Raw genomic sequence first — 26,381 nt, 5'->3', positions numbered from 1 at the left:
GATGGGACACTGACAGTCAGCCCTCTCGCCCACAGGTGTTAAATGGATGAATTGACGCACATTATCGCCAAATACAGCCCGGAACCGGAGATGTTGCTGCTGCTGATTTTCCTGTTCGCGCTGGGAAAATCCGTGATCGTGGTGTCCTCCGTCCTGCCGCCTGCCTCGGTGACGCTGCTGATGGGCATCCTTGCGGGCAAACATGCGCTGCCGATCGGCGCGGTTTGGGCGGCCATCGCCCTTGGCGCGGCGTTGGGCTCAATCCTGTCTTTCCACTGCGGCGCACTGCTCTGCCGTCGCGATCTTGGCCGCCGGCTGCCGGCACGCTTTCACGCCCCACTGCGCAAAGCGCAACGTTCCTTGCAAAAGCGCGGGCTGCCGCTGCTGTTCGCCTCGCGTTTTCTGGCGGTGATGCGTTACACCGTGCCGCTGATGGCCGGCATGCTGCAACTGCCGGCGAGGCACGTCTATGCCACCGCCGCACTCTCAGCCGCCGTTTGGGCACTGCTCTTGATGTCGGCCGCGCATGTGTTCCCCGTTTCTTGACCTGAAAGATTCTTGGGCAAATGCCCCATCCCTGCGCCGACGTTGCGCCAGCGCACAGCCTCCCTTGCCGTATAAAGTACGGTGCAACATCGCAGTTTGCGCCAGATCACCTTTCTGAACATCAGTCGAAAAATGCGAATTTTTTTGCAGAATACGCGCTTAAAACGGCGCCATGAGGGCACGATCAAAGAAATGTCTGAGCGTAACACGCTGATTTGGTTGGCGGGCCGTACAGGGGGCGAACCTCTGTCTCGTTGATTAGGCGTCAACGGCTCATCCGCCTGAGCTAACGGCCCAACGAGATAAAGCGCCCTTCTTGTCAGCCTCGCTGTCAAACGCTTACACCCATTACTTTTTCTCATGCGAATTTTACAACCCTTTGTTTAATCAACGAGATAAGCCGCATAAGGTCTGTTAATCCCACCGTTTGAAGAGTAATCTTCCGCTCCCTGAACGTCCGATTTGCCTCCTCTCGTGTAAAGATTGATCGACTTTTATCCCGCGTATAAATGTTGTAAACATGTTGCACAAAGGTGGCGTTATTGCACTACCTTACTAAAGCCGGACCAACCGGATAAATGTATAAAAAAGAGCCACTTCAGAGCTCACGACTTCACTAATGACAGGTAAAACAGGACATCATCAGATGGTAGATCACTCTAAAATAGCGACTGACGCGACGCCCGCCTCAGAAGATCATCTACGGCGAAACCTCACTAACCGACATATTCAACTGATCGCCATCGGCGGCGCCATCGGCACCGGTCTGTTTATGGGCTCCGGTAAAACCATCAGCCTGGCAGGCCCTTCGATCATCTTCGTGTACATGATCATCGGCTTTATGCTGTTCTTCGTGATGCGCGCCATGGGCGAGCTGCTGCTGTCCAACCTGGAATACAAATCGTTCAGCGATTTCGCCGCGGATCTGCTCGGCCCGTGGGCCGGCTTCTTCACCGGCTGGACCTACTGGTTCTGCTGGGTGGTCACCGGCATCGCCGACGTCGTGGCGATCACCGCCTACGCCCAGTTCTGGTTCCCTGAACTGTCGCAGTGGATCGCTTCGCTGCTGTGCGTGCTGTTGCTGCTCGGCCTTAATCTGGCGACGGTGAAGATGTTCGGCGAAATGGAGTTTTGGTTTGCGATGATCAAAATCGTCGCCATCGTCGGGCTGATCGTCGCCGGGTTGGTGATGATCGCCATGCAGTTCCAGTCGCCGACCGGTACCGTAGCCTCGTTCACCCATCTGTGGAATGACGGCGGCATGTTCCCGAAAGGCATCAGCGGTTTCTTCGCCGGCTTCCAGATCGCGGTATTCGCCTTCGTCGGCATTGAACTGGTGGGCACCACCGCGGCGGAAACCAAGGATCCGGAGAAGTCACTGCCACGCGCCATCAACTCGATTCCGATCCGCATCATCATGTTCTACGTGTTCGCCCTGATCGTCATCATGTCGGTGACGCCGTGGAGCTCCGTAGTGCCGGACAAGAGCCCGTTCGTTGAATTGTTCGTGCTGATTGGCCTGCCGGCCGCGGCCAGCGTGATCAACTTCGTGGTACTGACCTCCGCCGCCTCCTCCGCCAACAGTGGGGTGTTCTCCACCAGCCGCATGCTGTTCGGGCTGGCGCAGGAAGGCGACGCGCCGAAATCGTTCGCCAACCTGTCCAAGCGCGCGGTGCCGGCCAACGGCCTCACCTTCTCCTGCATCTGCCTGCTGGGCGGCGTGGTGCTGATTTACCTGATCCCGAACGTGATGACGGTCTTCACCCTGGTGACCACCGTGTCGGCGATTCTGTTCATGTTCGTCTGGACCATCATCCTGTGTTCGTATCTGGTCTACCGCAAACGGCGCCCGGCGCTGCACCAGAAATCGATCTACAAAATGCCGGCCGGCAAACTGATGTGCTGGGTGTGCATGGCGTTCTTCGTGTTCGTGTTGGTGCTGTTGTCGCTGCGCGAAGACACCCGCCAGGCGCTGATCGTCACCCCGCTGTGGTTCATCCTGCTCGGCCTGTCTTACGTGTTCCTGCGCAAGAAGAAAACCGCGTGATGCAAAAAGGGGCGGATATCTCCGCCCCTTTGCTCTTTTTTGCCTCTGCGCTAATCCGCTTCCGTCGCCACCGCCGCTTTCCCCTTACGCCGTACGCGCAGCTCGCTGACCACCACCCCGATCACAATCAACGCGCCCCCCAACAACGCCACGCCCGGCAAACGCTCACCGGCGAGCCGCCCGACGATGCCCGCCCAGACCGGCTCGCCGGCGTAGATCACCGTAGCGCGCGTGGGTGAAACGCTGCGCTGCGCCCAGTTCATGGTCAGCTGAATCAACGCGCTGGCCAGCCCCAGCCCTATGGCGCTGTACAGCAGGTAATCCGAATACGGCGGCGGCGACTCGCCGGTCGGCGCCATCATCAAAAATGAGGCCAGCGAGGCGGTCGCCAGCTGCACAATGGTCACCCGGCGGATATTCACCTTGCCGGCAAAGGCGCCGATGAGAATGATCTCTGCCGCCATGCCCAGCGTGCCGGCCAGCGTCAGAATTTCGCCGAGGCTCAGCGACATGTCCGTGCTGCTCGGCGCCGCCAGCAGCATCAGGCCGGTAAAGGCCAGCAGAATACCGATCCACGACATGATGCCGGGGAACCGCCCCAGCACCAGCCATTGCAACAGCGGCACGATCGGCACGTACATGGCAGTGATGAACGCCGATTGGCTGCTGGTAATCGTCTGCAGACCGACGGTTTGCATGCTGTAGCCGAACATGATCGCCAGCCCGATAAGTACGCCCGCCTTCAGTTCATACAGGGTCAGGCCGCGCAGCACGCGCAGCGAAAACAGCGTCAACGCCAGCGTGGCGGTGGCGAAACGCAGACCGACGAAAAAGAACGGCCCGCTGACTTGCATCGCGTGATGCACGGCCAAAAAGGTGCCGCCCCAGATCATGGTGATGAAAATCAACACCGCTTCCGGCAACCTGATTTGCGGAACCACGGCGGAAATAAAGGATTTTTTTGCTGCTGACACCGGCTTGCCCTTCCTGCTGAGTGCAATATAATGCACAGATCCTGCCAGTATGAGATAAAGTCCGGCGATGAGCAATACGGCGCATAACGCGAAAACCGATCCCCCCAAAGTGCTGCAGTACCTGAGCAGCAATCTGCGCGGCTACCGCCAACAGGCGGGCCTGAGCCAGATGGCGCTGGCCGAACTTTCCGGCGTCAGCCGCCGCATGCTGGCGGGCATCGAGGCCGGCGATCGCAACGTCAGTCTGGCGGTGCTCGACAAGATCGCCGCCGCCCTGGCGATTTCGTTCACCGATCTGATTCAGGCGCCGGAAGCGCGCGGCAACCATCTGGTGGGCGAATTGGCCTGGCAAGGCGCACAGCCGGGCAGCCAGGCGCTGTTTGCCGCCAGCGTGCCGGCACGCCAACGGGCCGAGCTGTGGGAATGGACGCTGATGCCGGGCGAGCGCTACGACTCGGCGCCGGACGCCGAAGGCTGGAGCGAAATGATCTACGTGATTGCCGGCACCCTGACGCTGGAACTGGAACAAGGCACGCTGACGCTCAGCGCCGGCGCCACGCAAACCTTCAACAGCGATCAGCGCTACGCTTACGCCAACCACGGCGATCTCCCGCTGCGCTTTATCCGCAACGTCGCCTTCTGACTGCCCGCCGGCCCGCACCGGCGGCGGATGTCGTGTCGCTGTCGTGCCGCTGTCGTGGCGCCGCTACCCCGCGCCTCCTACACTGGATGACAGTGACAGCGAACTCGGGAGTGCACCATGCAAAAGTACCGCATCAGACCATTACGCCTGGAAAAAGGCTGGTCGCAGGAGCAGTTGGCGGCCATCGCCGGCCTCAGCACCCGCACCGTACAGCGGATTGAAAACGGCGAACAGGCCAGCCTGGAAACCTTGACCGCAATCGCCGCCGCGCTGGGCGTGCAGGTCAGCGATCTCAACGCGCCGCCGCAGGCACCGCAGGAGGAGACGCCTGAGGCGCAGCGCCTTCGTCGCCAGGTTGCGGCAGAGGGTAAACTGCTGAGCATGGCGGTGCGTTTCGCCGTCATCGGCGCGATATTGCTCGCTGTCAACGTCTTTACCCACCCGCACTATCTCTGGGCGCTATGGGCGATCGGCGGCATGAGCCTCGCGCTGATCATGCGGGCGGTACGTACCCTGCTGCTGCGCAACGTCTTCAGCCGCTGGCAGGAACAGCGGCTGGCGCAAAAACTCAGGCGCCTGCCGTGAGCGTTAGCCACTCGGCCAGCCGGGCCAACGCGCTGCCCGGCACGATAGGCTGCGGCGACAGCAGGTAATAGCCGCTGCCGTCGGGCGTAAAACCGAACGGCGCGCTCAACAAGCCGGCGGCCAGATCGTCTCGCACCTGCAGCCATGGGCCGATTGCGATACCAAGGCCGGCTACCGCGGCCTGCAGGCTGAAATAGAAATGGTCAAAGCGCTGTTCCGGATGCCCCGCCAATATCACCCCCTGCTGATGCGCCCAGTGCCGCCAGGCATCCGGCCGGGTCGCGGCATGCAGCAGTTTGGCGCCCGGCAGCAAAAGCCGCCGTCCGTCCACAGAGGCCGTCAGCCTCGTCAGCGCCTCGGGTTGGCACACCGGCCCGACCTTTTCATTGAACAGCGCCAGGCTATGCGCCTGCTTTCCCCAATCGAAGTCATTGCGCCGGATCGCCGCCGTGATGCCGTCATGGAACGAAAACGGACCGCCGCCCGCCACCAGCTGTAAGTTGATGTCCGGGTGCGCCCGCTGAAAAGCCGGCAAACGCGGGATCAGCCAACGCATCAATAAGGTCGGTTCACAGGACAAGATCAGCGGCGCATTGAGCGCCTGCTGGCGCAGCTCCAGCGCGGTATGGTCCAGAATGCCGAAGGCCTGCTGTGTCGCCTGAAACAGCTTGCGGCCCGCCGCCGTGAGCAGTACTCGCCTATGGCGGCGCTCAAACAACGCCACGCCCAATTCCTCTTCCAGCGCCCTCACCGCCCGGCTGATGGCGCCATGCGTCAAATTCAGCCCCTGCGCCGCCTGGGTGAAACTTTCCAGCCGTGCGGCGGCCTCGAAGCAGCGCAGCCCGCCCAACGGCAATGGCCTGGCTCTATTGCGTGAGTTTTTCTCACCGATATCGTCACTATTCATCGTTTGTCACCGAGAAAAATTACTCTTATAAATCAGTCACTCTATTGATAAACATCGCAAGGATAACTATGACTGAACTCATCGCTGTCGTCACCATTACTTTACTCGCTGTAATCAGCCCCGGGCCGGATTTCGCCATGGTCTCGCGCAACAGCCTGCTGCTCTCCCGCCGCGCCGGCATCTTCACCGCCTGCGGCATTGGCGCCGGCGTACTGATCCATGTCAGCTATACGCTGATTGGCGTCGGCATGTTGATCCAACAGTCGCCCTGGTTGTTTAACCTGCTCAAAGGCATCGGCGCCGCCTACCTGATCTACCTCGGCTTTACGCTGCTGCGCAACGCAACCCATCACGACGCCGCGCCCACCACGACGCCGGCCGCCATCAGCGATCTCGCCGCCCTGAAAACCGGCTTTCTCACCAACGCGTTAAATCCGAAAACCACCATCTTTATCGTCAGTCTGTTCATGCAGGTGGTCTCTCCCCACACCGTGCTCGGCGTACAGATCGGCTATGGCCTCTTTATCGCCGCCGTCCATGTATTCTGGTTCGCCGCCGTCGCGCTGCTGTTTTCCGCGCCGGGCGTCAATGCGCGCTTTTTGCGTTTGCGCCGCGGCATCGATCGCACCTTTGGCGGGCTGCTGATTGTCTTTGGCGCCCTGTTGGCGATCGCCGGCATCAGGTAACGCCACGACGCCAAGTTCGTCATTCGCTTCTATGCTTATCAGGGGTTTTTGTTAATCATCTGAGCGGGAGTACGAAACATGACGAAACTGTTGGTGCTTTATTACTCAATGTACGGCCACATCGAACGCCTGGCGCAGGCGGTGGCCGAAGGGGCGAATCGGGTCGATAACGTGGACGTGACGGTCAAACGCGTGCCGGAAACCATGACGCCGGAAGCCTTCGCCAAGGCCGGGGGCAAGCAACACCAGCAGGCGCCGGTCGCCACCCCGCAAGAGCTGGCGGACTATGATGGCATTATCTTCGGTACGCCGACCCGCTTCGGCAACATGGCCGGACAGATGCGCACCTTCCTCGATCAGACCGGCGGCCTGTGGGCTTCCGGCGCGCTGTACGGCAAGGTGGGCAGCGTCTTCTCCTCCACCGGCACCGGCGGCGGCCAGGAGCAAACCATCAGTTCGACCTGGACCACGCTGGCGCACCACGGCTTCATCATCGTGCCGATCGGCTATGCGACGCCGGAGCTGTTTGACGTTTCGCAGGTGCGCGGGGGCACCCCCTATGGCGCGACCACCATCGCCGGCGCCGACGGTTCGCGACAGCCGAGCAACGAAGAGCTGACAATTGCCCGCTATCAGGGCGAGCACGTGGCGAAAATCACCGCCAAGCTGAAAAGTTAATCGCCCTCCTGCACCCGTGATTCAAAGGGCCGCGCATTCGCACGGCCCCATCTTGTTGCCGACCCGCCGCAAGGTTAGAATGCCCCTCCCCCGGCCATTCAGCGTCTGAAGGCCAGGCCCGAATTCGTTCTGCCCGTCGCTCATCGGCTTTCAGCCCGAGGACGGGCGTTCTGTTTTTTGCGCACAGCGAAGGGAATAAGTCAGTGTCTAAAGATTTTGATGAACTAATAAGAGACATGGATCTTATTATTGAAAATGTAGACAGCTTCAAAGCTCTGGCTCCGCGCGCGCCCGAGCCGGCTCCGGCCCCGCCGCCGCCGGTTCATCACTACGACTCGTTCTGCGAAAACATCGCGTTGAAAGTGGTATTGAAGGTGCTGCTGTCTTCGGTGGACAAGATAGTCAAAGTGCAGATCGCCAACAAGGTCGAGCAAGAGATCGCCCAAATTGAGCAGCAGGTGGTGCGCGCCGGCGGCGGGCCGGTATCACCGGACGATCTGGCGCAGATGACGCACTACGTTCGCCGCACGGTCAACGACCTGCTGGAATAACCCCCTTTTGAAACGGCGTCTGTTGGACGCCGTTTTTATTTCTACCGACTTTAACGTGCGGTATCGCTGTACCATGACTGACACATTCACAACATGAATGTGTTGCATTGTTGTATTCGTTTCACTGCGATAAGTTTAATTTACTGTAAATATATACAGTATTTTTTAACTTATTGAGGATATGAATATGCGCTTTAACAACAAGATGTTGGCCCTGGCCGCCCTGCTGTTCGCCGCACAGGCGTCGGCCGAGACGCTCGAATCTATCGACAACTGCGCGGTTGGCTGCCCGACCGGCGGCAGCAGCAATGTATCGATCGTGCGTCATGCTTATACGTTGAACAATAACAGCACCACCAAATTCGCCAACTGGGTGGCCTATCACATCACCAAAGACACGCCGGCCAGCGGCAAGACGCGCAACTGGAAAACCGACCCGGCGCTCAATCCGGCAGATACCCTGGCCCCTGCCGATTACACCGGCGCCAACGCGGCGTTGAAGGTCGATCGCGGCCATCAGGCGCCGCTGGCCTCGTTGGCCGGCGTTTCCGACTGGGAATCGCTGAACTACCTGTCCAACATCACGCCGCAAAAGTCCGACCTGAACCAGGGCGCCTGGGCGCGGTTGGAAGATCAGGAGCGCAAGCTTATCGATCGCGCGGACATCTCTTCGGTCTATACCGTGACCGGGCCGCTGTATGAACGCGATATGGGCAAACTGCCGGGCACCCAGAAAGCGCACACCATCCCCAGCGCCTACTGGAAGGTGATTTTCATCAACAACAGCCCGGCGGTGAACCACTATGCCGCTTTCCTGTTCGATCAAAACACGCCGAAGGGCGCCGATTTTTGCCAATTCCGCGTGACGGTGGACGAGATCGAGAAACGCACCGGCCTGATCATCTGGGCTGGTCTGCCTGACGACGTACAGGCTTCGCTGAAGAACAAGCCCGGCGTTCTGCCGGAGTTGATGGGCTGCAAAAACTGACGGAAAAACCCGCTTCGGCGGGTTTATTTTACTCGGGCATCAGACGGCGCTCACTCCGCCAACGGCATCACGCTTACACTCGCTCATCCGCCGCAACAATAAATTGGTGAAAACGTTCGATTTCCAATTTACGCATGGCGTTCATTTTATGCTGGCTGACGGTTTTCTCGGAAATGCCCAACGCCTTAGCGACGCCGGTATTCGGTTTTCCCGCCAGCAGCATGGCCAACACCGAAAGCTCGCGCGGCGACAGGCTCTGCCCTTTGCAGCTCGCGGTGAACATTTTTATTGCCTCAACGAACGTCGTAAGACCGATGTTTTTTTTCAGACAGTTAAAATTCGCCAGTCGCGGCGTTTCCACGCCGGTTAAGACGATCGTATTGTCAGGCCTGTCGATAATATGCGATAAGAAATTCATAACCCGACAGATAGACGAGAAAGAGACGATGACCACTTCTGCATGACAATACATGGCATGTAATCCACGGCGTGCAGATGAATGCAGACCCATAACTTCAACGCCCTCCAACGACATTAAGATCTGCGATATGCCATAGAATAAATAGTAATCATCAGAAAATATAGCCACTCGCACAGGATCACCCCATTGCTATTTATCATGGGCGCGTTTTTAACAACGCCCCCATGGCAGTCATGTCAATTAAATTTATTGGTTCGACTTACTTAAGTGAAGAACATAATGAGATCAGCAATGCGGACAGCGATGAAAGATATTTTTCATCCAAATTCATAATGCCATCTTCACTGTATTTCACGTTATTATCTAGAATTTCATGAATACTCTCGACGGCGCATACGGCATCCTTCCAAACTACGCGCCGACCGAAAGGCGAAGCGCCGAGATATTGCGCGCTTTGGCGAAAACCAACGATAAAATCGCGCAATATATCGAGCACAATCAATACTTCCTCCCTGCTGACACACCGCTTCATTTGCACTTTATCCAGGAAAACGCTGAGCGTGCTTTGTAAGGAAAACAGGTTCTTGAACAACCCGCCGGCGATATCCTTCGGTGTTTTCACGCTGGTTGATATGACAAAAGGGAGCTCTCCATGCTGCGAGATATATTGATAAAGCCCATTTATCGCCGTCGTCGGCTTAATATCCAAACCGCGAAGAATGACGTCAACCTCATCTTTTAGCGATTTTTCCACTTTGACACCGATCTGGATTTGTTCCGTCATACAATTCATCCTCAACATAGAGATCCGGATTAAACACCAATATTATTCAAGCAAATAATATTCGCCACCAATTACCATGTTAAGATTTTTCTTATATGTGGCAACCTGTTTTTTATTATTAAAAATAACAAAAGAATTATTTATATATAATGTTAAGCGTAGCCGATGTGTTAATTCCCCCGCTGCTCATTGCGGTGGGGCTGTAAGGATAATAATAGGCCGCCATGCCGATGGAAAATTGCGCATCCAAGGCATTGCCGGTTCCCACGTGAAATAATGAAGTCGCCGCGCCTGGCGTCACGCTGGAAAGCGACAGCGTGACGGGATTATTCGGCGAAGCCGTCTTGACCAGCCGGATGCCAATGCCTTTTGCCGCCTCAGGGCTTTTATCAATCAAAACCGTATTATCCGAAGACAACAGATTATTGCTGGATAAAAACATATTGATATCCCGATCGGCCGTGCCGCCACTTTGCCGATTCTGGCAGCTGAAATTCAGCGTAAAGGGCGTCAGGCCATTTTGCGCCCCCTGAGTAATCTGCGATATCCCCAGCGTCGGCAACTTCACCGCCAGGCCGGCATTGTCGAAAGTGCAGGTCGTCATCTTGGGCGCATACTTGATGGTCATCGGCTGCCCGTACATGTCGCGCTGATCGTAAGGCCAATTGAAACCGTTGAGCAGCCAGGTCAAAATCTTCACCAACTGCTTGGCGGGCCACAAAATGATCTCCAGCAAGGACATCCCGCTCAGATCGGTCACGAACATCACGTCCTTAAGGCTAACCGTGTCGCCGGGTATCGATGTGCCCGTCTTGCTGACCAGACTGAAACGAATATTCATCGGCTGATTCAATTCCGAAGCGGAGTGCGATCCCCAACCGCTAAGTTTTTTGTTGGCGATGTCGTTGGTTATTTCCGCGCGTATCCAATATTTACCGTTGTTGAATCCCAGAATGGTCGCCTTTGTGCTGTCGGTTGACAGGATGCGCGTATAGCCGAATTCGCTGCTCGAGGTTGAACAACTGAATGAACCGCTGTATTGCGTATAAAAACTGCCTTCCCAGACCGGTGTTTTATCGCTGAGCTTATCCGACAAATCGACGTAGATAGGCGGCGCATATTGGATGCCGTTGCCGTAGCATGAAGCGTAACTGTAACCGCTGAACAACAGGGACAGGGTCAGTGCGAGTATCCTGAGCATGGTGTAATTATCCTTTTATCGACATGTGTTGGCTGCGCTGTCCATCGAGATTTTCGGGCGTTCAATCTTGCAGACACCGTCATTCAGCCTGACCTCCAGTGACGTTGGCTGCTGCTCCACCCGCAGATACAGGACGCTGGCCTGCCCGACGAAGCCAATGGCATGCCCGCTTTGATCCGCCACCTCCGCACCAAATGGCAGGGGCTTATTGCCGGGCTTAAAGGCGCGCAGCGTATAAGGCCGACGCCGATCGGTTTCGAATCTCAAATAGTTGACGGCGCCGGCATAGGGCACGCTGTTGGCGATATTGCCGACGATCTCGGCGCCGGAACTGTTGCCGGTATCCGACAATGTCACGGAGTTTTGCCGGTAAGGCGTGGCGTAAGGCACCAAAGCCAGCCCTTCGTCGTTAGTGACGATACTCTCGTCGCCGTTCACCATCAGCCCTTTGGCCTTGGGCGCGTCCACCACCATCATGGTGTTGCCCATTTCGTTGGACGCCAGCAAATGCCAAGGGATCGCCACCAGGCTGCCGCGGGCGCTCATGCCCAACTGTCGATAGTCTGATGATTCACTGTAGGAGCCGCCGACGGTCGTCGCGTTGGCGCGATAGGCGGCATTCACGCTCGCCATGCTGTTGCCGCCACTTTGATTGCTGCCGGCAAGCGCATAACTCAGACGGTTTGATTCCAGCGCATTGCCGCTCAGGCTCAGCGAGCTTTGCTGATAGTGCGAATCGGTGGCGGATAAGCTGGTGCTGAGATAGGCATTGTTGTCGAACATCGACAACGGCACGCTCAAAGAGAGATAAAACCGCGTCTCTTCTTTGCGATCGGAATTTCTCACGCGACTCGCGGAAATGTTGTAACTGACGCGCGCGAAGGCATTTGAATACCCGAGCTGGTATTCCCGGCTTTTATTCGTATCCGACCAATAGTCGCGCTGGGTGCCGGAGAAATAGAGCGTGCCCCACCCTTCTGCGAGCCTCTGATTCAGGTTCAAATTGAAGGTATTGCGCGGACGAGCGGCGCGAACGGCGTCCCAGGTATTCAAATCCAGCGGGGCAAGCTCATGGTCATCCCGATCGTTCCAATAATCGTGAAAGCGCTTGTCACGCTCGCGGTAGCCTTGATGGGTGTAGATGGCATCGTTGAAACTGTAATAACCTTTGGTCGAATAACGGTATGCCGCCAGCGTGAAGTTGGTTGCGGTAGCGTCCAAAAACTTGCTGTAGGCGATCCGAAAACTTTGCCCATTCTCGTTGCGATCCTGCAAATGCGTCGAGGCCTGAGTCACATCGACGGATACCGCGCCGAACGGCAGATTCCAGCCACTGCCCAGCAGCCAGGCGCGATAGTCCTCGCTGAGGATCGTACCGGCGTAACCGGTGACCAGATTATTGAAGCCGTACTGCAGCGTGCCCTGCACGAAAGCGGGCGCATAGTCGGTATCCGCCTGATTGACCTTACCGGCAACCAGGCCATATTTGCTGACGCCCTGCTTCAACATGTTGGGAACGGCGGAAAACGGCACGGTAAAGGATTGTTCCCGCCCGTCGGCTTCCCTGACAACGACCAACAGATCCCCCGCAGAACCGGTCGGCAATATATTGTCCAGCGTAAAGGCGCCCGGCGGCACGTTCTCCTGATAGATGAGGTTGCCGTTTTGCAATACTTTCACCAGGGCATTGCTCTGCGCCACGCCCCGTACTATCGGCGAAAAGCCCTGCTGCGAATTGGGCCGCATGTTGATATCCGAGGCTAAAGCGCCGCCCCGCACCCGAATCGAGTCGAACAAATCACCCGGCGAATAGAAATCGCCCATCGTCAGGTTCGATTTGATGGCGGCGAAGCCACGCTGCACATAGCGAGTATTATTTTGCCAATCGCTGCCTTGCCGCGAACTGCTGCGGAAATTGCTGCTGTCTCTGAATTGCCAACCCGCCAGATTGACCCCCGATTCCAAACCGGTATAGAAATCGTCGTTTGACGCCTTGTCGCCCTGCAACGACTGCACGTGGTAATAGGTGGCGTTATAGGCCAGCAGCAACGCAGGCACGCCGCGATCCCAAAATTTGGCGTCAACATAGCCGGCCTCTGCGCGAATCACTCGCGACTGAGGCACCGTCAGCTTAAGGCTCAACGTCCCCACATCGAAGTCCGCCCTTCCTCCTTGCACCAACGTTTGGACGGGGATCGGCCCCTTGTCCACCCCGATGGACAAACGACTCATATCGATGCCCAACAGGGCGGCGTCACGATGGGCGATGCGAATATCGCCTTTATGTTCGCCGAACTGCAACGAGAACCGCCCTTTCCAACTCTGGTTGACATACACGTCGACCGTTTGCGTGCCTGCCGGCATGTCATTATTGAGGTAAAAACGCGACAGATCGGATTCGCTGGACGCGCCGGCCAATAGAGAAGTGTCGAATTTCATCGCCGATGCTTTATTTAACGGTATGAATACAGATGCGGTCAGTATCGAAAGCAATTTTAGTTTAAGCTTCATGGCCGTTCTTCACGTTAGCGGGCTGTAATGGCTTTAGATTTATAAGCCCCCAGGTCGTCGATATAGAGCAGGGTGTAGGGAATATTCCGGCTCACGCCAACTTTGGTCGGGGCAAAGAGGCTGGAATATGGCCCGACCATCACTGAATCGACCAACAGATTCTTTTTGCCTTTCTGATCAACATTGGCCAACGTAAAATAGTAAGGGCCTTTGTTGATAACCTTAAATCCCTTCCCCGCCGCCTGGAGTTCAATGAAGTCGATGATGTTATTGACACTGCCGGTTAACCCTGCCGGGCGATAAAATAGCTTGATGCGTGATTTGATGGCTAATTGCAGCGTATTGACGCCCTGCAAATTCTCCGGCGTAGGCGGGATATCCAGCACATTCAAATAAAATACCGACTCACGATCGCCGGGAAGCGCCGCGTTCATTTTTTGTATGCGTAATTGCTGGCCATTATTTCCGGCAACTTTCACAACCGGCGGGGATAACAAGAACGGCACGTTTGCCGTTTCAGGCGTCGAATTTATATCACCGTCATCAATCCATGCCTGCACCAGTGCCGGATCGTCACCATTGTTGACTAACTGAACGATAACATCCTTGTTTTTTTCCGGATAAATAACGCGCGTTCCATTAATTACAATATTGGCATCGGCGCAAAAGCTGCTGAGAAACAATCCAGCAAAGATTAAGCACTGTTTCATAGTCACCCCAGAAGCCAGGCCTTTGCCTTGGGCGCAGGCCTGGCTTAATTGCAATTACAGGTAAGAAATGGTGTAAGTCACGTTGGAACTCAATTCCCCCACTTTTGCCGCCAACGCATTGGTCTTGTAGTAATAGGCGTCCAGCGTCAGCGTTTCGGCATCCGGCGCCGTTTTATCGCCTTTGATCTTGGTGACATAAGGCACGTTCAACGGAATCGGCGTGGATGAACCCGGCTCAGCCAGAGAAAAACCGACGTTTTTCGCTACGGCGGCGTCGCTTTCATTCACGGAGCTGTTCAGCAGATATTTCCCGTCGGTAGAGATATTATTCGCCGAAGAGAAGTAGATCTTCAGCGGCGTACCGGCCGTTCCCGCCGCCGGCGTGCAGCCGGAGAACGTCAGCGAGAAAGATTTCTTGTTTTTGGTGATGGGGCCGACCACGGTGCCCGCATCAGTCACGGAAATCGGGCTGAGCGCAACGGTAAAATCGGCGCTTTTCCCGCCATTGATGGTACAAGTGGTATCCGTAACGGCACCGCTAAACGAAATAACGCCACCGGCGGAATTATCTGCCGCCGTTGCGCCCACAGATGTTAACGCGGCAGCCAATACCGCCAAAGAGATGCCTTGCTTAATCATAATAAACCCCATTACTTTCTTCGCTGAGAGAGCATATATAAAATGACCTACACCATTAAACCGTTTAGAGGCTAACGAAGCTTAGGCAATAGCAGAGTATTGACAGCATCCTGCCATCTAAAAGTTTATATGCGACGGTATATATTTATATATATCCAAGTGTATTCTAAAAGGTATCCGACAATGGGAAAAATCTCATTCACCGCCAGATGCAGGACATATTAATTCCAAAGACAAAAAAATTGCAACATCGAATCAAATAATTTTCATGACAATAAAAAAAATGAATCGAGCAATGGCCGGAAGGATGTGTGCCTTAAAAGAGTGAGTACGGCAGGCTGCTTACTGCGCGGGTTAAATGAGCGCCGTCATTTCCTCATAAAAGCGCTTGTGGCATAAAAAACAAAAAGCCATTGATATAAAAAGAAAAAATACACAAAGAAAAATCTTAGATTTCTTAACCCTCCTCCTTCCTCCACGTACGGTTTACTTTTCCCCTACCTTAAAAAATTAGCCAACCTACCGCTATAGGAGTAGCCCGAAAATGCGATACTCTCTGCACATGAATATTCAGACAAACAAGAAACAGCGTCCGAATTTTTCTTTGCTCAGTCGATAAGGATGAATTTTTCAGAGAAAAATATATCTTTCCCTATCAATATAAAACCCACCTTTAAAGTATATTAAAAAATATACTGAAAGATAATTCATTTAAATAAATCGCTACAGGGGTCAAACAAGATAGGGGAAAAGGGATGCATCGCGAGTAACGGCGGGAATAAAAAACCCGAGCGCCACAGGCTCGGGTTGATAGCAACACAGACATTCGACGATCAGAGCGGCTTTTCAGTCCTTACGATGCCGTGATTCTTCATCACCTCTTCCATCGTAAGGCTATCGTCATACGGCGTCTCGTCGACCACGACGTCTTTCGGACGCTCATAGGGTTTGGTCGCACGTTTGAACATCCACCACCATACGAACACCAGGAAAGCGCCGGACTTGAGAAAAATCATGGTCCATAGGGCGACTTGATACCAGTTCATCTCTGTCTCCTAAGAGTATTAAGCAAAATCGATAAGGCGGCGTTAATTATCGTGCCAGTCACGCCTGACAGCAGCAGGCATCCGAGCGGCCTGCCTTGATGACCGCATAATCTCACCGATGCGTAGCCCTTATCAATAGCCGTTCGCGTTTCCTGCGGGCGACCGTCAAGTTCTCAGCACGCAAAAGCAAAAAAACCCGCGCTCTAAGAGCGCGGGGTCAGAATGTATGGCGGAGGAGCAGAGATTCGAACTCTGGAACGGTTTCCCGTCGACGGTTTTCAAGACCGTTGCCTTCAGCCACTCGGCCACCCCTCCGCAACGACGCGCACTATAAACAGAGCTTATTCGCTTGTAAAGCCCAGGCGCGTTCAACCGCGCGAAAAATCGACGGAATGATGCAAGCCAGCGAACAAACGTGCGGCCGCTCCCCCCGCTGTTGCAACAATGATAACTAAGGGTAAAGATTGGTAAACAAACTTTAATCAAGCGCTTGCGCTGCCTATCATCGGGATTATTTTGTGATGGCCTGATAAGAGAGATCATTATGGACCGCATTGTCGTCTCGTCTTCCTCGCGCGACTCCCTGCTCAGCACGCATAAAGTCCTGCGCAACACCTATTTCCTGTTATCCCTGACGCTGGCTTTCTCGGCGCTGACCGCAACCGCCAGTACCCTGCTGGGCCTGCCTGCGCCGGGCTTGCTGCTGATGCTGGTTGGCTTCTACGGCCTGATGTTCCTGACGCATAAACTGGCCAACAGCCCGGCAGGCATTCTGGCGGCGTTCGCGTTGACCGGTTTCATGGGGTATGCCCTCGGCCCGATCCTCAGCTCGTTCCTGAACGCCGGCGCGGGCGATCTGATCATGCTGGCGCTGGGCGGCACCGCCGCGGTGTTCTTCTGCTGCTCGGCCTACGTGCTGACCACCCGTAAAGACATGTCGTTCCTGTCCGGCATGATGATGGCCGGTTTTGTGGTGCTGCTGGTGGCGGTGATCGCCAACCTGTTCCTGCAGATCCCTGCTCTGCACCTGGCGATCAGCGCGCTGTTCATTCTGTTCTCCGCCGGCGCGATCCTGTGGGAAACCAGCAACATCATTCACGGCGGCGAGACCAACTACATTCGCGCCACCGTCAGCCTGTACGTATCGCTGTACAACATGTTCATCAGCCTGTTGAGCATTCTGGGCTTCGCCCGCAGCAACTGATCGCGTGTTACCCCGCCTTCCAGGCCCCGCTCCGGCGGGGCTTTATTTTTTGCGGCTGAAAAAATTTGCTAAACTGGCGGCCGTTCCGAATTATCCGTTATCGAGGCAGTATGTTGGAGTTTGAAGGTCGGGTTATCGACACTGACGCGCAGGGCTATCTGAAAAACAGCGCCGACTGGCATGAAGGCCTGGCGCCGCTGCTGGCCGCGCAGGAAGAGATCGTGCTCACCGAAGCACACTGGGAAGTGGTGCGCTTTGTGCGCGACTTCTATCAGGAATTCAATACTTCACCGGCTATTCGCATGCTGGTCAAAGCCATGGCGCAGAAATACGGCGAAGAAAAAGGCAACAGCCGCTATCTGTACCGCCTGTTCCCGAAAGGGCCGGCCAAACAGGCCACCAAGATCGCCGGGTTGCCCAAACCGGTAAAATGCATCTGACCGCTCCGTCCTCAGCGCCGCTGCAGGCGAGCGCTTAATAGCGAATGCCGAACCCGTCGTAGTCGGCTACGCCTTGCGGCTCCACCAGCACGCGTTCGACGCGCGCGCTGCGCGGGCCGCCCTGCTTCAGCCATGCGACCAGCGAGTCCACCTGCGCCTGTGTGCCGCAGGCCACCACCTGAACGCTGCCGTCATCAAGGTTGCGCGCATAGCCCGTCACCCCCAGCGCCTCAGCCTGCCGCTGAGTGGAATAGCGAAACCCTACCCCCTGCACCACGCCATACACATACGCAGCAATGCAAACTTGTGTCATAATCGCCCCCTTAATTCAGTTTTCGTTATGGCATTGCCGTGCCTTTGCACCGCCGTGTCACTCTTTCTATCCTAGCTGGCAGCATTATTAATTATGACCGTACGCCTGTTTCTCGCCAAAGGACGTGAAAAGTCCTTACTCCGTCGTCACCCTTGGGTATTCTCCGGCGCCGTTCAACGCGTTGAGGGTAAAGCGCTCTCCGGTGAAACCATCGATATTCTCGACAGCCAGGGCAAATGGCTGGCTCGCGGCGCCTATTCGCCCGAGTCGCAGATCCGCGCACGCGTCTGGACTTTCCAGCAGGATGAAGAGATTAACATCGATTTCTTCATTCGCCGCCTGCAGCAAGCGCAAAGCTGGCGTGATTGGGTCGCGCAGCGCGACGGCCTGGACGGATACCGCCTGATCGCCGGCGAATCCGACGGCCTGCCGGGCATCACTATCGATCGCTTCCAGAATTTCCTGGTGCTGCAGCTGCTGTCCGCCGGCGCCGAATATCAGCGCCCGGCTCTGCTTTCCGCTCTGCAGCATTGTTACCCGGAATGTTCAATTTACGACCGTTCCGACGTGGCGGTGCGTAAAAAAGAAGGCCTGCCGCTGGCGCAGGGTCCGGTGCTGGGCGATCTGCCGCCGGAGCTGCTGCCGATCACCGAACACGGCATGAAACTGCTGGTGGACATTCAGCAAGGGCACAAGACCGGTTTCTATCTCGATCAGCGCGACAGCCGCCTGGCGGCGCGTAACTACTCCGCCGGCCGCCGGGTGCTGAACTGCTTCTCCTACACCGGCGCCTTCGCCGTTTCCGCTCTGATGGGCGGCTGCGCGCAGGTGATCAGTGTAGATACCTCGCAGGCGGCGCTGGATATCGCCAGACAGAACGTCGAGCTCAACAAGTTGGAGCTGAACAAGGCAGAGTTCGTTCGCGATGACGTGTTCCAACTGCTGCGCAACTACCGCGCCCAGGGCGAGAAATTCGATCTGATCATCATGGATCCGCCGAAGTTCGTCGAGAACAAAAACCAGCTGGCCAGCGCCTGTCGTGGCTACAAAGACATTAATATGCTGGCGCTGCAGCTGCTGAACCCGGGCGGCATTCTGCTCAGCTTCTCTTGCTCCGGGCTGATGCCGACCGATCTGTTCCAGAAAATTTTGGCCGACGCCGCTGTAGATGCCGGACGTGATGTACAATTTATAGAACAGTTCCGCCAGGCTGCCGATCACCCGGTGATCGCCACGTACCCTGAGGGGCTGTATCTGAAAGGCTTCGCTTGTCGGGTGATGTAACTTGAAATGCGCTGCCTTGCCCCCATATATGAGCAAGGCATTGTTTCTCAGGAGGTCATCATGATTGCCAGCAAATTCGGTATCGGACAACAGGTTAGGCATAAACTGCTGGGGTATTTGGGCGTCGTTATCGATATCGACCCTGAATACTCTTTGGAACAACCCAAAGCTGACGAGATAGCGGCGAACGATGAACTGCGTTCCGCTCCTTGGTACCACGTGGTGATGGAAGACGAGGAAGGCCAACCGGTGCATACCTATCTGGCGGAAGCGCAGCTGGATGGCGAGCCCCAGGAAGCGCATCCCGAGCAACCATCGCTGGATGAACTGGCGGAATCCATCCGTCACCAGTTACAGGCGCCACGCTTGCGCAATTGACCGCGCCAAGACCTGAGAAACCCTGAAAGAGCCCGGCATCGCGCCGGGCTCTTTTTATTTAGCGCTCCAGCCCCAAACGCGGGATTTCGATTTTCGGGCAGCGATCCATCACCACCTGCAGCCCAGCCTGTTGCGCCAGCACTGCCGCCTGGTCATTAATCACGCCGATCTGCAACCACAGCGCCTTGGCACCGATCGCTATCGCCTCTTGCGCCACGCCGTAGGCTGCCTCCGAATTGCGAAAAACGTCGACCATATCGACCGGCTGCGGGATGGCGGCCAGCGTGGCATAAACCGGCTGCCCCAACAGCGTCTGCCCCGCCAGTTTTGGGCTCACTGGGATCACCTGATATCCCTGCGACAACAGATAAGCCATCACCCCATAGCTGGGCCGCGACGGGTTATCGCTGGCGCCCACCAGCGCGATGGTTTTCACCTGCTGCAATAACTCAACAATCTCTTGATCTTGCATCTTCAACTCCCGTTTATCACTGCGTCACTCTTCCGTTTCGAGTGTAACCGATCGGCATTCGCGCAGCTAAACGCTACGCGCAGGAAACTTCAGGGTAATCTTATGGTCTGAGGCTGTCGCGGTTCAGCCACGCACAGACGTGTCTAATTACAAATAAATATGTAAAAATGTAAATAAAATACCCGATTGAAAAATTTTGACACAACCTATGCCATGTTCAACACTTAGAGCTACGTCACTTTATAAGGAGATAATGATGAAATTTGGTCTGGTGGTTGCGGCGTTGCTCAGCATCAGCATGCCTGCCGCGGCTACGACCCTGAAACTCTCCCCGGACATCGATCTGCTGGTGGTCGACGGCAAGAAAATGACAGGTTCGTTGTTAAAAGGCGCCGACAGCCTTGAACTGGATGGCGGACAGCACCAGCTGCTGTTTAAAGTGACCAAAACCGTACGTTCCGGCCAGCATACGCAGGCCTATGCGTCCCTGCCGCTGGTTGCCACCTTCAATACGCAAAAGATCAGTCAGGTGGCGATCGAACTGCCGCGCATCGAGAACGATCGTGACGCGCAACGCTTCGATAAAACGCTGAACTATCGGGTAGTGGATAAAGAGGGTAATGCCCTGCCGTTCCAGCATGATGTGCTGCATCCCGACAGCGTCACCTTCAATGCCGATTTGGAAAAGGTGATGACGGATTACAACCGCCAAAACCGCCCGGCTTCCGTCCCGCTTTTCGTCCAGCCGAACGCAGGCAACACAACAGCCTCCCTGCCGGCCGGCGCACCGGTGAATGCCCCGACGGTGACGCTGAAAGGTGAAAACGTGTCGGAACAGATGCTGCAATACTGGTTCCAACAGGCGGACAAGGAAACCCAGAAGCGCTTCCTGCACTGGGCCAACAAACAACCGGTTCACTGATCCCTCCCGGCGCCTTAGCCGCGAAGGCGCCTTTTCTTCGCATTTTCAGGTGCAAACGCTAGGCAGTGAAAAACAGTTTCAGTAATCTGTCGCACATCACCGATTAGCGAAGGACACTGATATGGAATTGACCACCCGCACTATCGCCGAGCGCAAACACATTGCGCTGGTGGCGCACGATCACCGCAAACAGGCCCTGCTGGAATGGGTTGAAAGCCACAAGACCATTCTGGCGCAGCACCAGTTGTACGCCACCGGTACCACCGGCAACCTGATCCAGCGTGCCAGCGGCATTCCCGTCACCAGCATGCTGAGCGGCCCAATGGGTGGCGATCAGCAAGTCGGCGCACTGATTGCGGAAGGCAAGATAGACATGCTGATCTTCTTCTGGGATCCGCTGAACGCGGTTCCGCACGATCCGGACGTGAAGGCGCTGCTGCGGCTGGCGACCGTCTGGAACATTCCGGTGGCGACCAACCGTTCGACCGCTGATTTTTTGATTGACTCTCCGCTGTTCAAAAGCGAGGTGGAGATCGCCATCCCCGACTATCAGCGTTACCTGCAAGACCGCCTGAAATAGTCCTTTCGGCCTGGCTACCGCCAGGCCAGCTGCTTACGGTTTTTTCTGCACCGGAACGCCAAGCTCACGAAGGTGGTCGACGAACACCGAAGGACGTTCACGATCCTGCAACAGCCATACCTGATGTTTGGCGCGAGTCAACGCGACATACAGCAGACGGCGCTCTTCAGCATCCGGAAAGTCCTCCGGCTGCGGCAGTAACACCTCTTCCAACACCGACTCGCGCGCCACGGCGGGGAAGCCGTCACGCCCCTCATGCAAACCGGCGATGATGACGTATTCTGCCTGCTGCCCCTTGCTGGCGTGGATGGTCATAAACTCCAGATCCAGCTTTGGCCAGCGGGTGGCCGCTTTCGCCAGCGCTTCCGGTTTCAGATGGTGGTAACGCGCCAGCACCAGGATGCGCTCATCCGGCTTGGCGTAGCCGCTCAGCTTGTCCAGTAGCGGCTCCAACTGCTCGTGCGGCAGGATCGTCACCGACTTTTTATTGCCCTTGCTCAGGCTATTGAGCGGTTTTTTCAGCTGGTGCGGGTTCTGCTGCACGAACCGGTTGGCCACCTCGCCGATACGTTCATTGAAACGATAGGTGGTATCCAGTGCGCACTGCGCGCCTTCGCCGAAGTTCGTGGCGAAGGCCGTGGTTAACGTCAGTTCTGCGCCGCTGAAGCGATAAATCGCCTGCCAGTCATCCCCTACAGCAAACAGGCAGGTCTGCTTGTTCTGTCGGCGCAATGCCGCCAGCAAGAGCGCACGCTGCGGTGAGATATCCTGAAACTCGTCGACCAGAATATGTTTCCACGGGCTGACGAAGCGCCCCTTGTCGAGAATGTTGACCGCCTGATGGATAAGGCCGGAGAAGTCCACCGCCCCTTCCTCTTTCAAGGCGCTTTTCCAGGCTTTCAGCAGCGGCGCCATCAGCCTGATGCGTTTTGAAAACAGATCGCGGATTTCTTCATCCGCCTGCTCGATCATTTCCGCCTGGCTGCCGCCATGCATGCGCATCAGCCCCAACCAGCGTTCCAACCGGCTTGCCAGGCGATCCGCCAGGCGCTTATCCTGCCAGAAGTCGCCTTCCGGCACTTCCCATTCCAGCTCTTCGGTCAACCATTGACGCCACCCCTTGGCCTGCGCTTTCTTCTCCGCGCACTGTTGGCGCCAATGGGTAATCAGCAGCTCTTTGCGCGCTTTGGCATCGGTTTCCAACCGGCTGATGGCCGGCGCTTTGCGGCTGCCTTGTTGAATGATTTGCAGCGCCAAGGCATGGAAGGTCTTGGCCTGAATGCCGACATCCCCCAAACGTTCTTTGATGCGGTCGTTCATCTCGCCGGCGGCCTGACGGCCGAACGCCAACAGCAAGATTTGACCCGGCTCAGCCTCCTGACGACGCAGCAGCCAGCCGGCGCGCGCCACCAGCACCGACGTTTTGCCGCTGCCGGCGCCGGCCAACACCAGCACGGAATCCTCGCCATTGACCACCGCCCGGCTCTGGGCGTCGTTGAGCGGCGAACTCTCGACGGTCTGGAAGAAATCATGGTGTTGATCCAGCATGCGCTCGGTCCACTGCCGGTTGCGTTGCTCGATGCTGCGCTCCCCCTGCTGCAACCATTGCAAACACAGATGGTAATCAGCCCGGCAGTTATCGAATTCCTCCAGGCGCGCCACCGGCATCGGCAGCGCGGAGAAAGCCTCGCGAATTTGCTGCTGCAACTTGCCCAGCTCAGACTTTTTGAACCATTTATCTTGTTGTTCAATGCGCTTAATCTGCGCCACCTGCTGTTGCAACACGCCGGCGCTGACGTCGCTCATTTCGGCGCTCCACTGCTGCCACGCCTGCTGAAGAAAGTGATAAAAACGCTGCGTTTCCTGCCATTCGGTGCCGTGCAGCCGCACTACTTTTTCGTCCGGTAATTCAAATTCCAGCTCGCCCCAGACGATGCCACGCTTGCACCTGACCTGAATCAGTTGATTGAAGGGGATCAGGTATTCATGTTTTTCCCCGCTCACCTCAACGCCGGCGTGCAGCAACCGCACGCAGTTATAAGGGTGCTGAGCCAGGTGTTTCCCCAGCGATGTCGCTTTAAGTTCCATATCGTCGCGCCATGACTATGTTGAGATTAAATAACGGATATCTGCCAGTTTACCTGCGATAAGCAGTGGCACTCTAGCGCTAAAAAAAGGGTAGAATAGATTTTGCGTTTTTATCGTGAATACGCCCGCATCGCGGTTTGGCTATCATTAGAGCAGAATGACGTCTATGCGTACTGTACTGAATATTCTTAATTTTGTGTTGGGCGGTTTCTTCACCACGCTAGGCTGGCTTATTGCTACAGTGTTCAGCGTGCTGCTTGTCATCACACTGCCGCTTACCCGCTCCTGTTGGGAAATCACCAAGCTGTCGCTGGTGCCGTTCGGCAACGAAGCGATACACGTCGATGAACTGTATCCGGAAAAAAGCAATGCGCTGCTCTCCGCCGGCGGCTCACTGCTCAACATTATCTGGCTGGTGCTGTTCGGCTGGTGGCTGTGTCTGTCACACATCGCCGCCGGTATCGTGCAATGCGTTTCAATCATCGGCATTCCGGTCGGCATCGCCAATTTCAAAATAGCCGCCATCGCACTGTGGCCGGTGGGACGCCGCGTCGTCTCGGTAGAAATGGCTCAGCAAGCCCGTATTGAGAATGCTCGCCGTCACTATCAACAGCGTTAATTTTTTCTCCGTTTGAGGAGTTTTTCGTGCTCTCTTTTGCACCCGCAGTTCGTCGTTATACTTACAACAGCAACCTGCTGTATCACTTGCGCATCCTCATTGCGCTGATCGGCACCACCGCCGTTCCCTGGTGGCTCGGCATTCCCAAGCTGACTATCCCGTTAACGCTGGGCGTGGTGGCAGCCGCCCTGACTGATTTGGACGACCGCCTGGCCGGCAGATTACGCAATCTGCTGATCACGTTGGTATGCTTCTTTATTGCTTCCGCCTCGATTGAGCTGCTGTTTCCCTACCCTTGGTTGTTCGCGCTTGGCTTAACCACCTCGACCTGCGGTTTTATCCTGCTGGGCGCCTTGGGGCAACGTTACGCCACCATCGCCTTCGGTGCGCTGCTGATCGCGGTTTACACCATGCTCGGCACTTCCATGTACGATGCCTGGTATCAGCAACCGCTGCTGCTGGTGATCGGTGCATTGTGGTACAACCTGCTGACGCTGGCGGGCCACCTGCTGTTTCCGATCCGACCGCTGCAAGAAAACCTGGCGCGCTGTTACGATCAACTGGCCAATTATCTGGACGCCAAAGCCAACCTGTTCGATCCCGACGCCGAACGCGACGCCGATCTGCCATGGATGGACGTCGCAATGGCCAACAGCGCGTTGGTCGCGTTACTCAACCAGACCAAAGCCTCGTTATTGACACGCCTGAAAGGCGATCGCGGCCAGCGCGGCACCCGTCGCACCTTGCACTACTATTTTGTCGCGCAGGATATCCACGAACGCGCCAGTTCTTCTCACGTTCAATACCCTGCGCTCAGCCAGCAATTCCGTCACAGCGACATTTTGTTCCGCTTCCAGCGTTTGCTGAGTATGCAGGCGCGCGCCTGCCGCCAGCTGGCGCAATCTATCCTGCTGCGGCAAAAGTACCAGCACAATCCGCGTTTTGAGCCGGCTTTCAGCCGCATTCAGGAGGCGTTGGCGCGCATCGCCGAAACCCAGGGCAATAGCGAACAGACCAAGGCGCTGGCGCATCTGCTGAAAAACCTGCATGCGATAGATGCGCAGTTGGCCAATATCGAGTCCGAGCAAACGCTGGCGAGCGGACAAGCGGAAGAGAACAGCCTGGCCGACGATCGCTTGACCGGTTGGAGCGACATCCGGCTGCGCATCAGCCGCCATTTAACGCCGCAGTCGGCCCTGTTCCGCCATGCGATCCGCATGTCGGCGGTGCTGTGCGTCGGTTACGCCTTTATCCAGTTCACCGGTATGCAGCACGGTTACTGGATCCTGCTGACCAGCCTGTTCGTCTGCCAACCGAACTACAACGCCACCCGCCGGCGCCTGGCACTGCGCATCATCGGCACTCTGGCAGGTATCCTGATCGGCCTGCCAATCCTCTATTTCGTGCCTTCCGTAGAAGGACAACTGGTGTTGATCGTCATCACCGGCGTCCTGTTCTTCGCGTTCCGCACCGTGCAATATGCCCACGCGACGATGTTCATCACGCTGCTGGTGTTGCTGTGCTTTAACCTGTTGGGTGAAGGATTCGAAGTGGCCGCCCCGCGCGTTTACGATACCTTGCTGGGCTGCGCCATCGCCTGGGCGGCCGTCAGCTTCATCTGGCCAGACTGGAAGTTCCGCCAACTGCCGGCGGTGGTGGATAAAACGCTGAATGCCAACTGCCGCTATCTGGACGCCATTTTGGTGCAATATCATCAAGGTAAGGATAACGGCCTCGCTTACCGCATTGCACGACGAGATGCCCATAACAGCGATGCGGAACTGGCTTCGGTCATCTCCAACATGTCAGCCGATCCCAAGGCCGACAAAGCGCTGCAGGAAGCCGCCTTCCGCTTGCTCTGTCTGAACCACACGCTCCTGAGCTATATCTCCGCATTGGGGGCGCACCGCGAGCGGCTGAACACCCCGGCCACGCTCGATCTGCTCAATGACGCCGTGTGTTACGTGGACGGCGCCCTGCATCAGGAAGAACGGAACAGCCAGCGCATTGCGCAGGCGTTGGAACAGCTGGCGGAGCGCATCAGCAAAGCCGTTCCGGAACCTGAAAGCAAAGAGCAATTGGTCTTGCAGCAGGTGGGTTTGGTGCTCGAACTGCTGCCGGAGCTCACCGCGCTGCATGCCCAAATCAATAAGGCAGCCTAACT

At 56.3% G+C, this 26,381-nt stretch carries 28 protein-coding genes and 2 tRNA genes; 16 read left to right on the top strand and 14 right to left on the bottom strand.

Annotated features, from left to right (window positions below; translation table 11 throughout):
• Positions 1–42 precede the first annotated feature (42 nt).
• Positions 43–546: a DedA family protein gene (locus ACJ8IP_RS00725; protein WP_033642614.1), complete on the top strand. Its 504-nt coding sequence runs from the start codon at positions 43–45 to the stop codon at positions 544–546.
• A 220-nt stretch (positions 547–766) separates the two neighbouring features.
• Here ACJ8IP_RS00725 and ACJ8IP_RS00720 read toward each other — a convergent pair.
• Positions 767–842: transfer RNA gene (locus ACJ8IP_RS00720), tRNA-Arg, on the bottom strand.
• 350 nt (positions 843–1,192) lie between these two features.
• Between ACJ8IP_RS00720 and cycA the strand changes: the two genes are divergently transcribed.
• Positions 1,193–2,593, top strand: a complete 1,401-nt coding sequence (gene cycA, locus ACJ8IP_RS00715) for a D-serine/D-alanine/glycine transporter (RefSeq protein WP_033642613.1) — start codon at positions 1,193–1,195, stop codon at positions 2,591–2,593.
• Positions 2,594–2,643: 50 nt separating this feature from the next.
• On the opposite strand, the gene ACJ8IP_RS00710 is transcribed toward cycA, so the two are convergent.
• Entirely contained in the window at positions 2,644–3,567 is a 924-nt protein-coding gene (locus ACJ8IP_RS00710) for a DMT family transporter (protein ID WP_033642612.1), read from the bottom strand.
• A gap of 67 nt (positions 3,568–3,634) precedes the next feature.
• Here ACJ8IP_RS00710 and ACJ8IP_RS00705 point away from each other — a divergent pair, with 67 nt between their 5' ends.
• Both ACJ8IP_RS00705 and ACJ8IP_RS00700 read left to right on the top strand, forming a co-directional pair.
• Positions 3,635–4,210 (top strand): helix-turn-helix domain-containing protein, encoded by a 576-nt coding sequence (locus ACJ8IP_RS00705; RefSeq protein ID WP_047024926.1) that lies wholly within the window; start codon positions 3,635–3,637, stop codon positions 4,208–4,210.
• A gap of 117 nt (positions 4,211–4,327) precedes the next feature.
• Positions 4,328–4,795 (top strand): helix-turn-helix domain-containing protein, encoded by a 468-nt coding sequence (locus ACJ8IP_RS00700; protein ID WP_033650701.1) that lies wholly within the window; start codon positions 4,328–4,330, stop codon positions 4,793–4,795.
• Here ACJ8IP_RS00700 and ACJ8IP_RS00695 read toward each other — a convergent pair.
• On the bottom strand, positions 4,779–5,702 hold the full coding sequence (locus tag ACJ8IP_RS00695) for a LysR family transcriptional regulator (protein WP_108680410.1): 924 nt from the start codon (positions 5,700–5,702) through the stop codon (positions 4,779–4,781). The two genes, ACJ8IP_RS00700 and ACJ8IP_RS00695, sit on opposite strands and share 17 nt — an antisense overlap.
• Before the next feature lie 68 nt (positions 5,703–5,770).
• Here ACJ8IP_RS00695 and ACJ8IP_RS00690 point away from each other — a divergent pair, with 68 nt between their 5' ends.
• The 4 genes from ACJ8IP_RS00690 to ACJ8IP_RS00675 all read left to right on the top strand — a co-directional run bounded on the left by ACJ8IP_RS00690 (position 5,771) and on the right by ACJ8IP_RS00675 (position 8,605).
• The gene (locus ACJ8IP_RS00690; RefSeq protein ID WP_047024927.1) at positions 5,771–6,388 is read left to right on the top strand and encodes a LysE family translocator; all 618 of its coding nucleotides are present in this window, start codon (positions 5,771–5,773) and stop codon (positions 6,386–6,388) included.
• Between the two features lie 78 nt (positions 6,389–6,466).
• A complete protein-coding gene (gene wrbA / locus ACJ8IP_RS00685; RefSeq protein ID WP_033650699.1) occupies positions 6,467–7,066 on the top strand; it encodes an NAD(P)H:quinone oxidoreductase in 600 nt (199 codons plus the stop codon).
• A gap of 236 nt (positions 7,067–7,302) precedes the next feature.
• A complete protein-coding gene (locus ACJ8IP_RS00680; RefSeq protein ID WP_016928271.1) occupies positions 7,303–7,617 on the top strand; it encodes a hypothetical protein in 315 nt (104 codons plus the stop codon).
• A 187-nt stretch (positions 7,618–7,804) separates the two neighbouring features.
• A complete protein-coding gene (locus tag ACJ8IP_RS00675; RefSeq protein WP_033650698.1) occupies positions 7,805–8,605 on the top strand; it encodes a DNA/RNA non-specific endonuclease in 801 nt (266 codons plus the stop codon).
• 73 nt (positions 8,606–8,678) lie between these two features.
• Here ACJ8IP_RS00675 and ACJ8IP_RS00670 read toward each other — a convergent pair whose 3' ends face one another.
• From ACJ8IP_RS00670 to ACJ8IP_RS00635, 8 genes are all read right to left on the bottom strand, one after another.
• The gene (locus ACJ8IP_RS00670; RefSeq protein ID WP_197751833.1) at positions 8,679–9,116 is read right to left on the bottom strand and encodes a helix-turn-helix transcriptional regulator; all 438 of its coding nucleotides are present in this window, start codon (positions 9,114–9,116) and stop codon (positions 8,679–8,681) included.
• A gap of 169 nt (positions 9,117–9,285) precedes the next feature.
• Positions 9,286–9,810: a hypothetical protein gene (locus ACJ8IP_RS00665; protein ID WP_049866670.1), complete on the bottom strand. Its 525-nt coding sequence runs from the start codon at positions 9,808–9,810 to the stop codon at positions 9,286–9,288.
• A gap of 136 nt (positions 9,811–9,946) precedes the next feature.
• Entirely contained in the window at positions 9,947–11,011 is a 1,065-nt protein-coding gene (locus ACJ8IP_RS00660) for a fimbrial protein (RefSeq protein WP_089191480.1), read from the bottom strand.
• 15 nt (positions 11,012–11,026) lie between these two features.
• The gene (locus ACJ8IP_RS00655; protein WP_182073979.1) at positions 11,027–13,522 is read right to left on the bottom strand and encodes a fimbria/pilus outer membrane usher protein; all 2,496 of its coding nucleotides are present in this window, start codon (positions 13,520–13,522) and stop codon (positions 11,027–11,029) included.
• 14 nt (positions 13,523–13,536) lie between these two features.
• Positions 13,537–14,232, bottom strand: a complete 696-nt coding sequence (locus ACJ8IP_RS00650) for a fimbrial biogenesis chaperone (protein ID WP_442524273.1) — start codon at positions 14,230–14,232, stop codon at positions 13,537–13,539.
• Between the two features lie 54 nt (positions 14,233–14,286).
• The gene (locus ACJ8IP_RS00645; protein ID WP_369795919.1) at positions 14,287–14,883 is read right to left on the bottom strand and encodes a fimbrial protein; all 597 of its coding nucleotides are present in this window, start codon (positions 14,881–14,883) and stop codon (positions 14,287–14,289) included.
• Between the two features lie 821 nt (positions 14,884–15,704).
• Positions 15,705–15,917: a hypothetical protein gene (locus ACJ8IP_RS00640; RefSeq protein ID WP_004928089.1), complete on the bottom strand. Its 213-nt coding sequence runs from the start codon at positions 15,915–15,917 to the stop codon at positions 15,705–15,707.
• Positions 15,918–16,144: 227 nt separating this feature from the next.
• Positions 16,145–16,232, bottom strand: a tRNA-Ser gene (locus ACJ8IP_RS00635).
• A 229-nt stretch (positions 16,233–16,461) separates the two neighbouring features.
• On the opposite strand from ACJ8IP_RS00635, the gene yccA reads away from it, so the two are divergent.
• Entirely contained in the window at positions 16,462–17,121 is a 660-nt protein-coding gene (gene yccA / locus ACJ8IP_RS00630) for an FtsH protease modulator YccA (protein ID WP_033642602.1), read from the top strand.
• A 110-nt stretch (positions 17,122–17,231) separates the two neighbouring features.
• Entirely contained in the window at positions 17,232–17,561 is a 330-nt protein-coding gene (gene tusE, locus ACJ8IP_RS00625) for a sulfurtransferase TusE (protein WP_033642601.1), read from the top strand.
• A 34-nt stretch (positions 17,562–17,595) separates the two neighbouring features.
• On the opposite strand, the gene yccX is transcribed toward tusE, so the two are convergent.
• Complete coding sequence (yccX, locus tag ACJ8IP_RS00620) at positions 17,596–17,874, bottom strand: acylphosphatase (protein ID WP_033650696.1); 279 nt, start codon at positions 17,872–17,874, stop codon at positions 17,596–17,598.
• 93 nt (positions 17,875–17,967) lie between these two features.
• On the opposite strand from yccX, the gene rlmI reads away from it, so the two are divergent.
• Positions 17,968–19,158 (top strand): 23S rRNA (cytosine(1962)-C(5))-methyltransferase RlmI, encoded by a 1,191-nt coding sequence (rlmI, locus tag ACJ8IP_RS00615; RefSeq protein WP_072627929.1) that lies wholly within the window; start codon positions 17,968–17,970, stop codon positions 19,156–19,158.
• A 60-nt stretch (positions 19,159–19,218) separates the two neighbouring features.
• Complete coding sequence (hspQ, locus tag ACJ8IP_RS00610) at positions 19,219–19,536, top strand: heat shock protein HspQ (RefSeq protein WP_004928104.1); 318 nt, start codon at positions 19,219–19,221, stop codon at positions 19,534–19,536.
• Between the two features lie 58 nt (positions 19,537–19,594).
• Here hspQ and ACJ8IP_RS00605 read toward each other — a convergent pair whose 3' ends face one another.
• Entirely contained in the window at positions 19,595–20,008 is a 414-nt protein-coding gene (locus ACJ8IP_RS00605) for a CoA-binding protein (protein ID WP_033642598.1), read from the bottom strand.
• A gap of 256 nt (positions 20,009–20,264) precedes the next feature.
• Between ACJ8IP_RS00605 and ACJ8IP_RS00600 the strand changes: the two genes are divergently transcribed.
• A complete protein-coding gene (locus tag ACJ8IP_RS00600) occupies positions 20,265–20,930 on the top strand; it encodes a DUF2057 family protein (RefSeq protein ID WP_164106189.1) in 666 nt (221 codons plus the stop codon).
• Positions 20,931–21,051: 121 nt separating this feature from the next.
• Positions 21,052–21,510, top strand: a complete 459-nt coding sequence (locus ACJ8IP_RS00595; RefSeq protein WP_042784134.1) for a methylglyoxal synthase — start codon at positions 21,052–21,054, stop codon at positions 21,508–21,510.
• Between the two features lie 33 nt (positions 21,511–21,543).
• Here the strand turns inward: ACJ8IP_RS00595 and helD are convergent, their stop codons facing one another.
• Positions 21,544–23,598 (bottom strand): DNA helicase IV, encoded by a 2,055-nt coding sequence (gene helD / locus ACJ8IP_RS00590; protein ID WP_273974385.1) that lies wholly within the window; start codon positions 23,596–23,598, stop codon positions 21,544–21,546.
• Between the two features lie 166 nt (positions 23,599–23,764).
• Here helD and ACJ8IP_RS00585 point away from each other — a divergent pair, with 166 nt between their 5' ends.
• Both ACJ8IP_RS00585 and yccS read left to right on the top strand, forming a co-directional pair.
• Positions 23,765–24,217 carry a YccF domain-containing protein gene (locus tag ACJ8IP_RS00585; RefSeq protein ID WP_025302313.1) on the top strand — a complete coding sequence of 151 codons (453 nt, stop codon included), beginning with the start codon at positions 23,765–23,767 and terminating at the stop codon, positions 24,215–24,217.
• A gap of 26 nt (positions 24,218–24,243) precedes the next feature.
• On the top strand, positions 24,244–26,379 hold the full coding sequence (gene yccS / locus ACJ8IP_RS00580) for a YccS family putative transporter (protein WP_213587229.1): 2,136 nt from the start codon (positions 24,244–24,246) through the stop codon (positions 26,377–26,379).
• The last annotated feature ends 2 nt before the right edge of the window (positions 26,380–26,381 follow it).

It is taken from the genome of Serratia sp. CY52157, assembly GCF_052168495.1.
In the GTDB taxonomy this organism is placed as follows: Bacteria; Pseudomonadota; Gammaproteobacteria; order Enterobacterales; family Enterobacteriaceae; genus Serratia; species Serratia ureilytica.
This window is presented reverse-complemented; position numbering and strand designations above follow the sequence as displayed.

Coding starts and splice junctions, on each gene's coding strand:
- ACJ8IP_RS00725 (WP_033642614.1), top strand. CDS start 43: ATGGATGAATTGACGCACATTATCGCCAAATACAGCCCGGAACCGGAG.
- cycA (WP_033642613.1), top strand. CDS start 1,193: ATGGTAGATCACTCTAAAATAGCGACTGACGCGACGCCCGCCTCAGAA.
- ACJ8IP_RS00705 (WP_047024926.1), top strand. CDS start 3,635: ATGAGCAATACGGCGCATAACGCGAAAACCGATCCCCCCAAAGTGCTG.
- ACJ8IP_RS00700 (WP_033650701.1), top strand. CDS start 4,328: ATGCAAAAGTACCGCATCAGACCATTACGCCTGGAAAAAGGCTGGTCG.
- ACJ8IP_RS00695 (WP_108680410.1), bottom strand. CDS start 5,702: ATGAATAGTGACGATATCGGTGAGAAAAACTCACGCAATAGAGCCAGG.
- ACJ8IP_RS00690 (WP_047024927.1), top strand. CDS start 5,771: ATGACTGAACTCATCGCTGTCGTCACCATTACTTTACTCGCTGTAATC.
- wrbA (WP_033650699.1), top strand. CDS start 6,467: ATGACGAAACTGTTGGTGCTTTATTACTCAATGTACGGCCACATCGAA.
- ACJ8IP_RS00680 (WP_016928271.1), top strand. CDS start 7,303: ATGGATCTTATTATTGAAAATGTAGACAGCTTCAAAGCTCTGGCTCCG.
- ACJ8IP_RS00675 (WP_033650698.1), top strand. CDS start 7,805: ATGCGCTTTAACAACAAGATGTTGGCCCTGGCCGCCCTGCTGTTCGCC.
- ACJ8IP_RS00670 (WP_197751833.1), bottom strand. CDS start 9,116: ATGGGTCTGCATTCATCTGCACGCCGTGGATTACATGCCATGTATTGT.
- ACJ8IP_RS00665 (WP_049866670.1), bottom strand. CDS start 9,810: ATGACGGAACAAATCCAGATCGGTGTCAAAGTGGAAAAATCGCTAAAA.
- ACJ8IP_RS00660 (WP_089191480.1), bottom strand. CDS start 11,011: ATGCTCAGGATACTCGCACTGACCCTGTCCCTGTTGTTCAGCGGTTAC.
- ACJ8IP_RS00655 (WP_182073979.1), bottom strand. CDS start 13,522: ATGAAGCTTAAACTAAAATTGCTTTCGATACTGACCGCATCTGTATTC.
- ACJ8IP_RS00650 (WP_442524273.1), bottom strand. CDS start 14,232: ATGAAACAGTGCTTAATCTTTGCTGGATTGTTTCTCAGCAGCTTTTGC.
- ACJ8IP_RS00645 (WP_369795919.1), bottom strand. CDS start 14,883: ATGGGGTTTATTATGATTAAGCAAGGCATCTCTTTGGCGGTATTGGCT.
- ACJ8IP_RS00640 (WP_004928089.1), bottom strand. CDS start 15,917: ATGAACTGGTATCAAGTCGCCCTATGGACCATGATTTTTCTCAAGTCC.
- yccA (WP_033642602.1), top strand. CDS start 16,462: ATGGACCGCATTGTCGTCTCGTCTTCCTCGCGCGACTCCCTGCTCAGC.
- tusE (WP_033642601.1), top strand. CDS start 17,232: ATGTTGGAGTTTGAAGGTCGGGTTATCGACACTGACGCGCAGGGCTAT.
- yccX (WP_033650696.1), bottom strand. CDS start 17,874: ATGACACAAGTTTGCATTGCTGCGTATGTGTATGGCGTGGTGCAGGGG.
- rlmI (WP_072627929.1), top strand. CDS start 17,968: ATGACCGTACGCCTGTTTCTCGCCAAAGGACGTGAAAAGTCCTTACTC.
- hspQ (WP_004928104.1), top strand. CDS start 19,219: ATGATTGCCAGCAAATTCGGTATCGGACAACAGGTTAGGCATAAACTG.
- ACJ8IP_RS00605 (WP_033642598.1), bottom strand. CDS start 20,008: ATGCAAGATCAAGAGATTGTTGAGTTATTGCAGCAGGTGAAAACCATC.
- ACJ8IP_RS00600 (WP_164106189.1), top strand. CDS start 20,265: ATGAAATTTGGTCTGGTGGTTGCGGCGTTGCTCAGCATCAGCATGCCT.
- ACJ8IP_RS00595 (WP_042784134.1), top strand. CDS start 21,052: ATGGAATTGACCACCCGCACTATCGCCGAGCGCAAACACATTGCGCTG.
- helD (WP_273974385.1), bottom strand. CDS start 23,598: ATGGAACTTAAAGCGACATCGCTGGGGAAACACCTGGCTCAGCACCCT.
- ACJ8IP_RS00585 (WP_025302313.1), top strand. CDS start 23,765: ATGCGTACTGTACTGAATATTCTTAATTTTGTGTTGGGCGGTTTCTTC.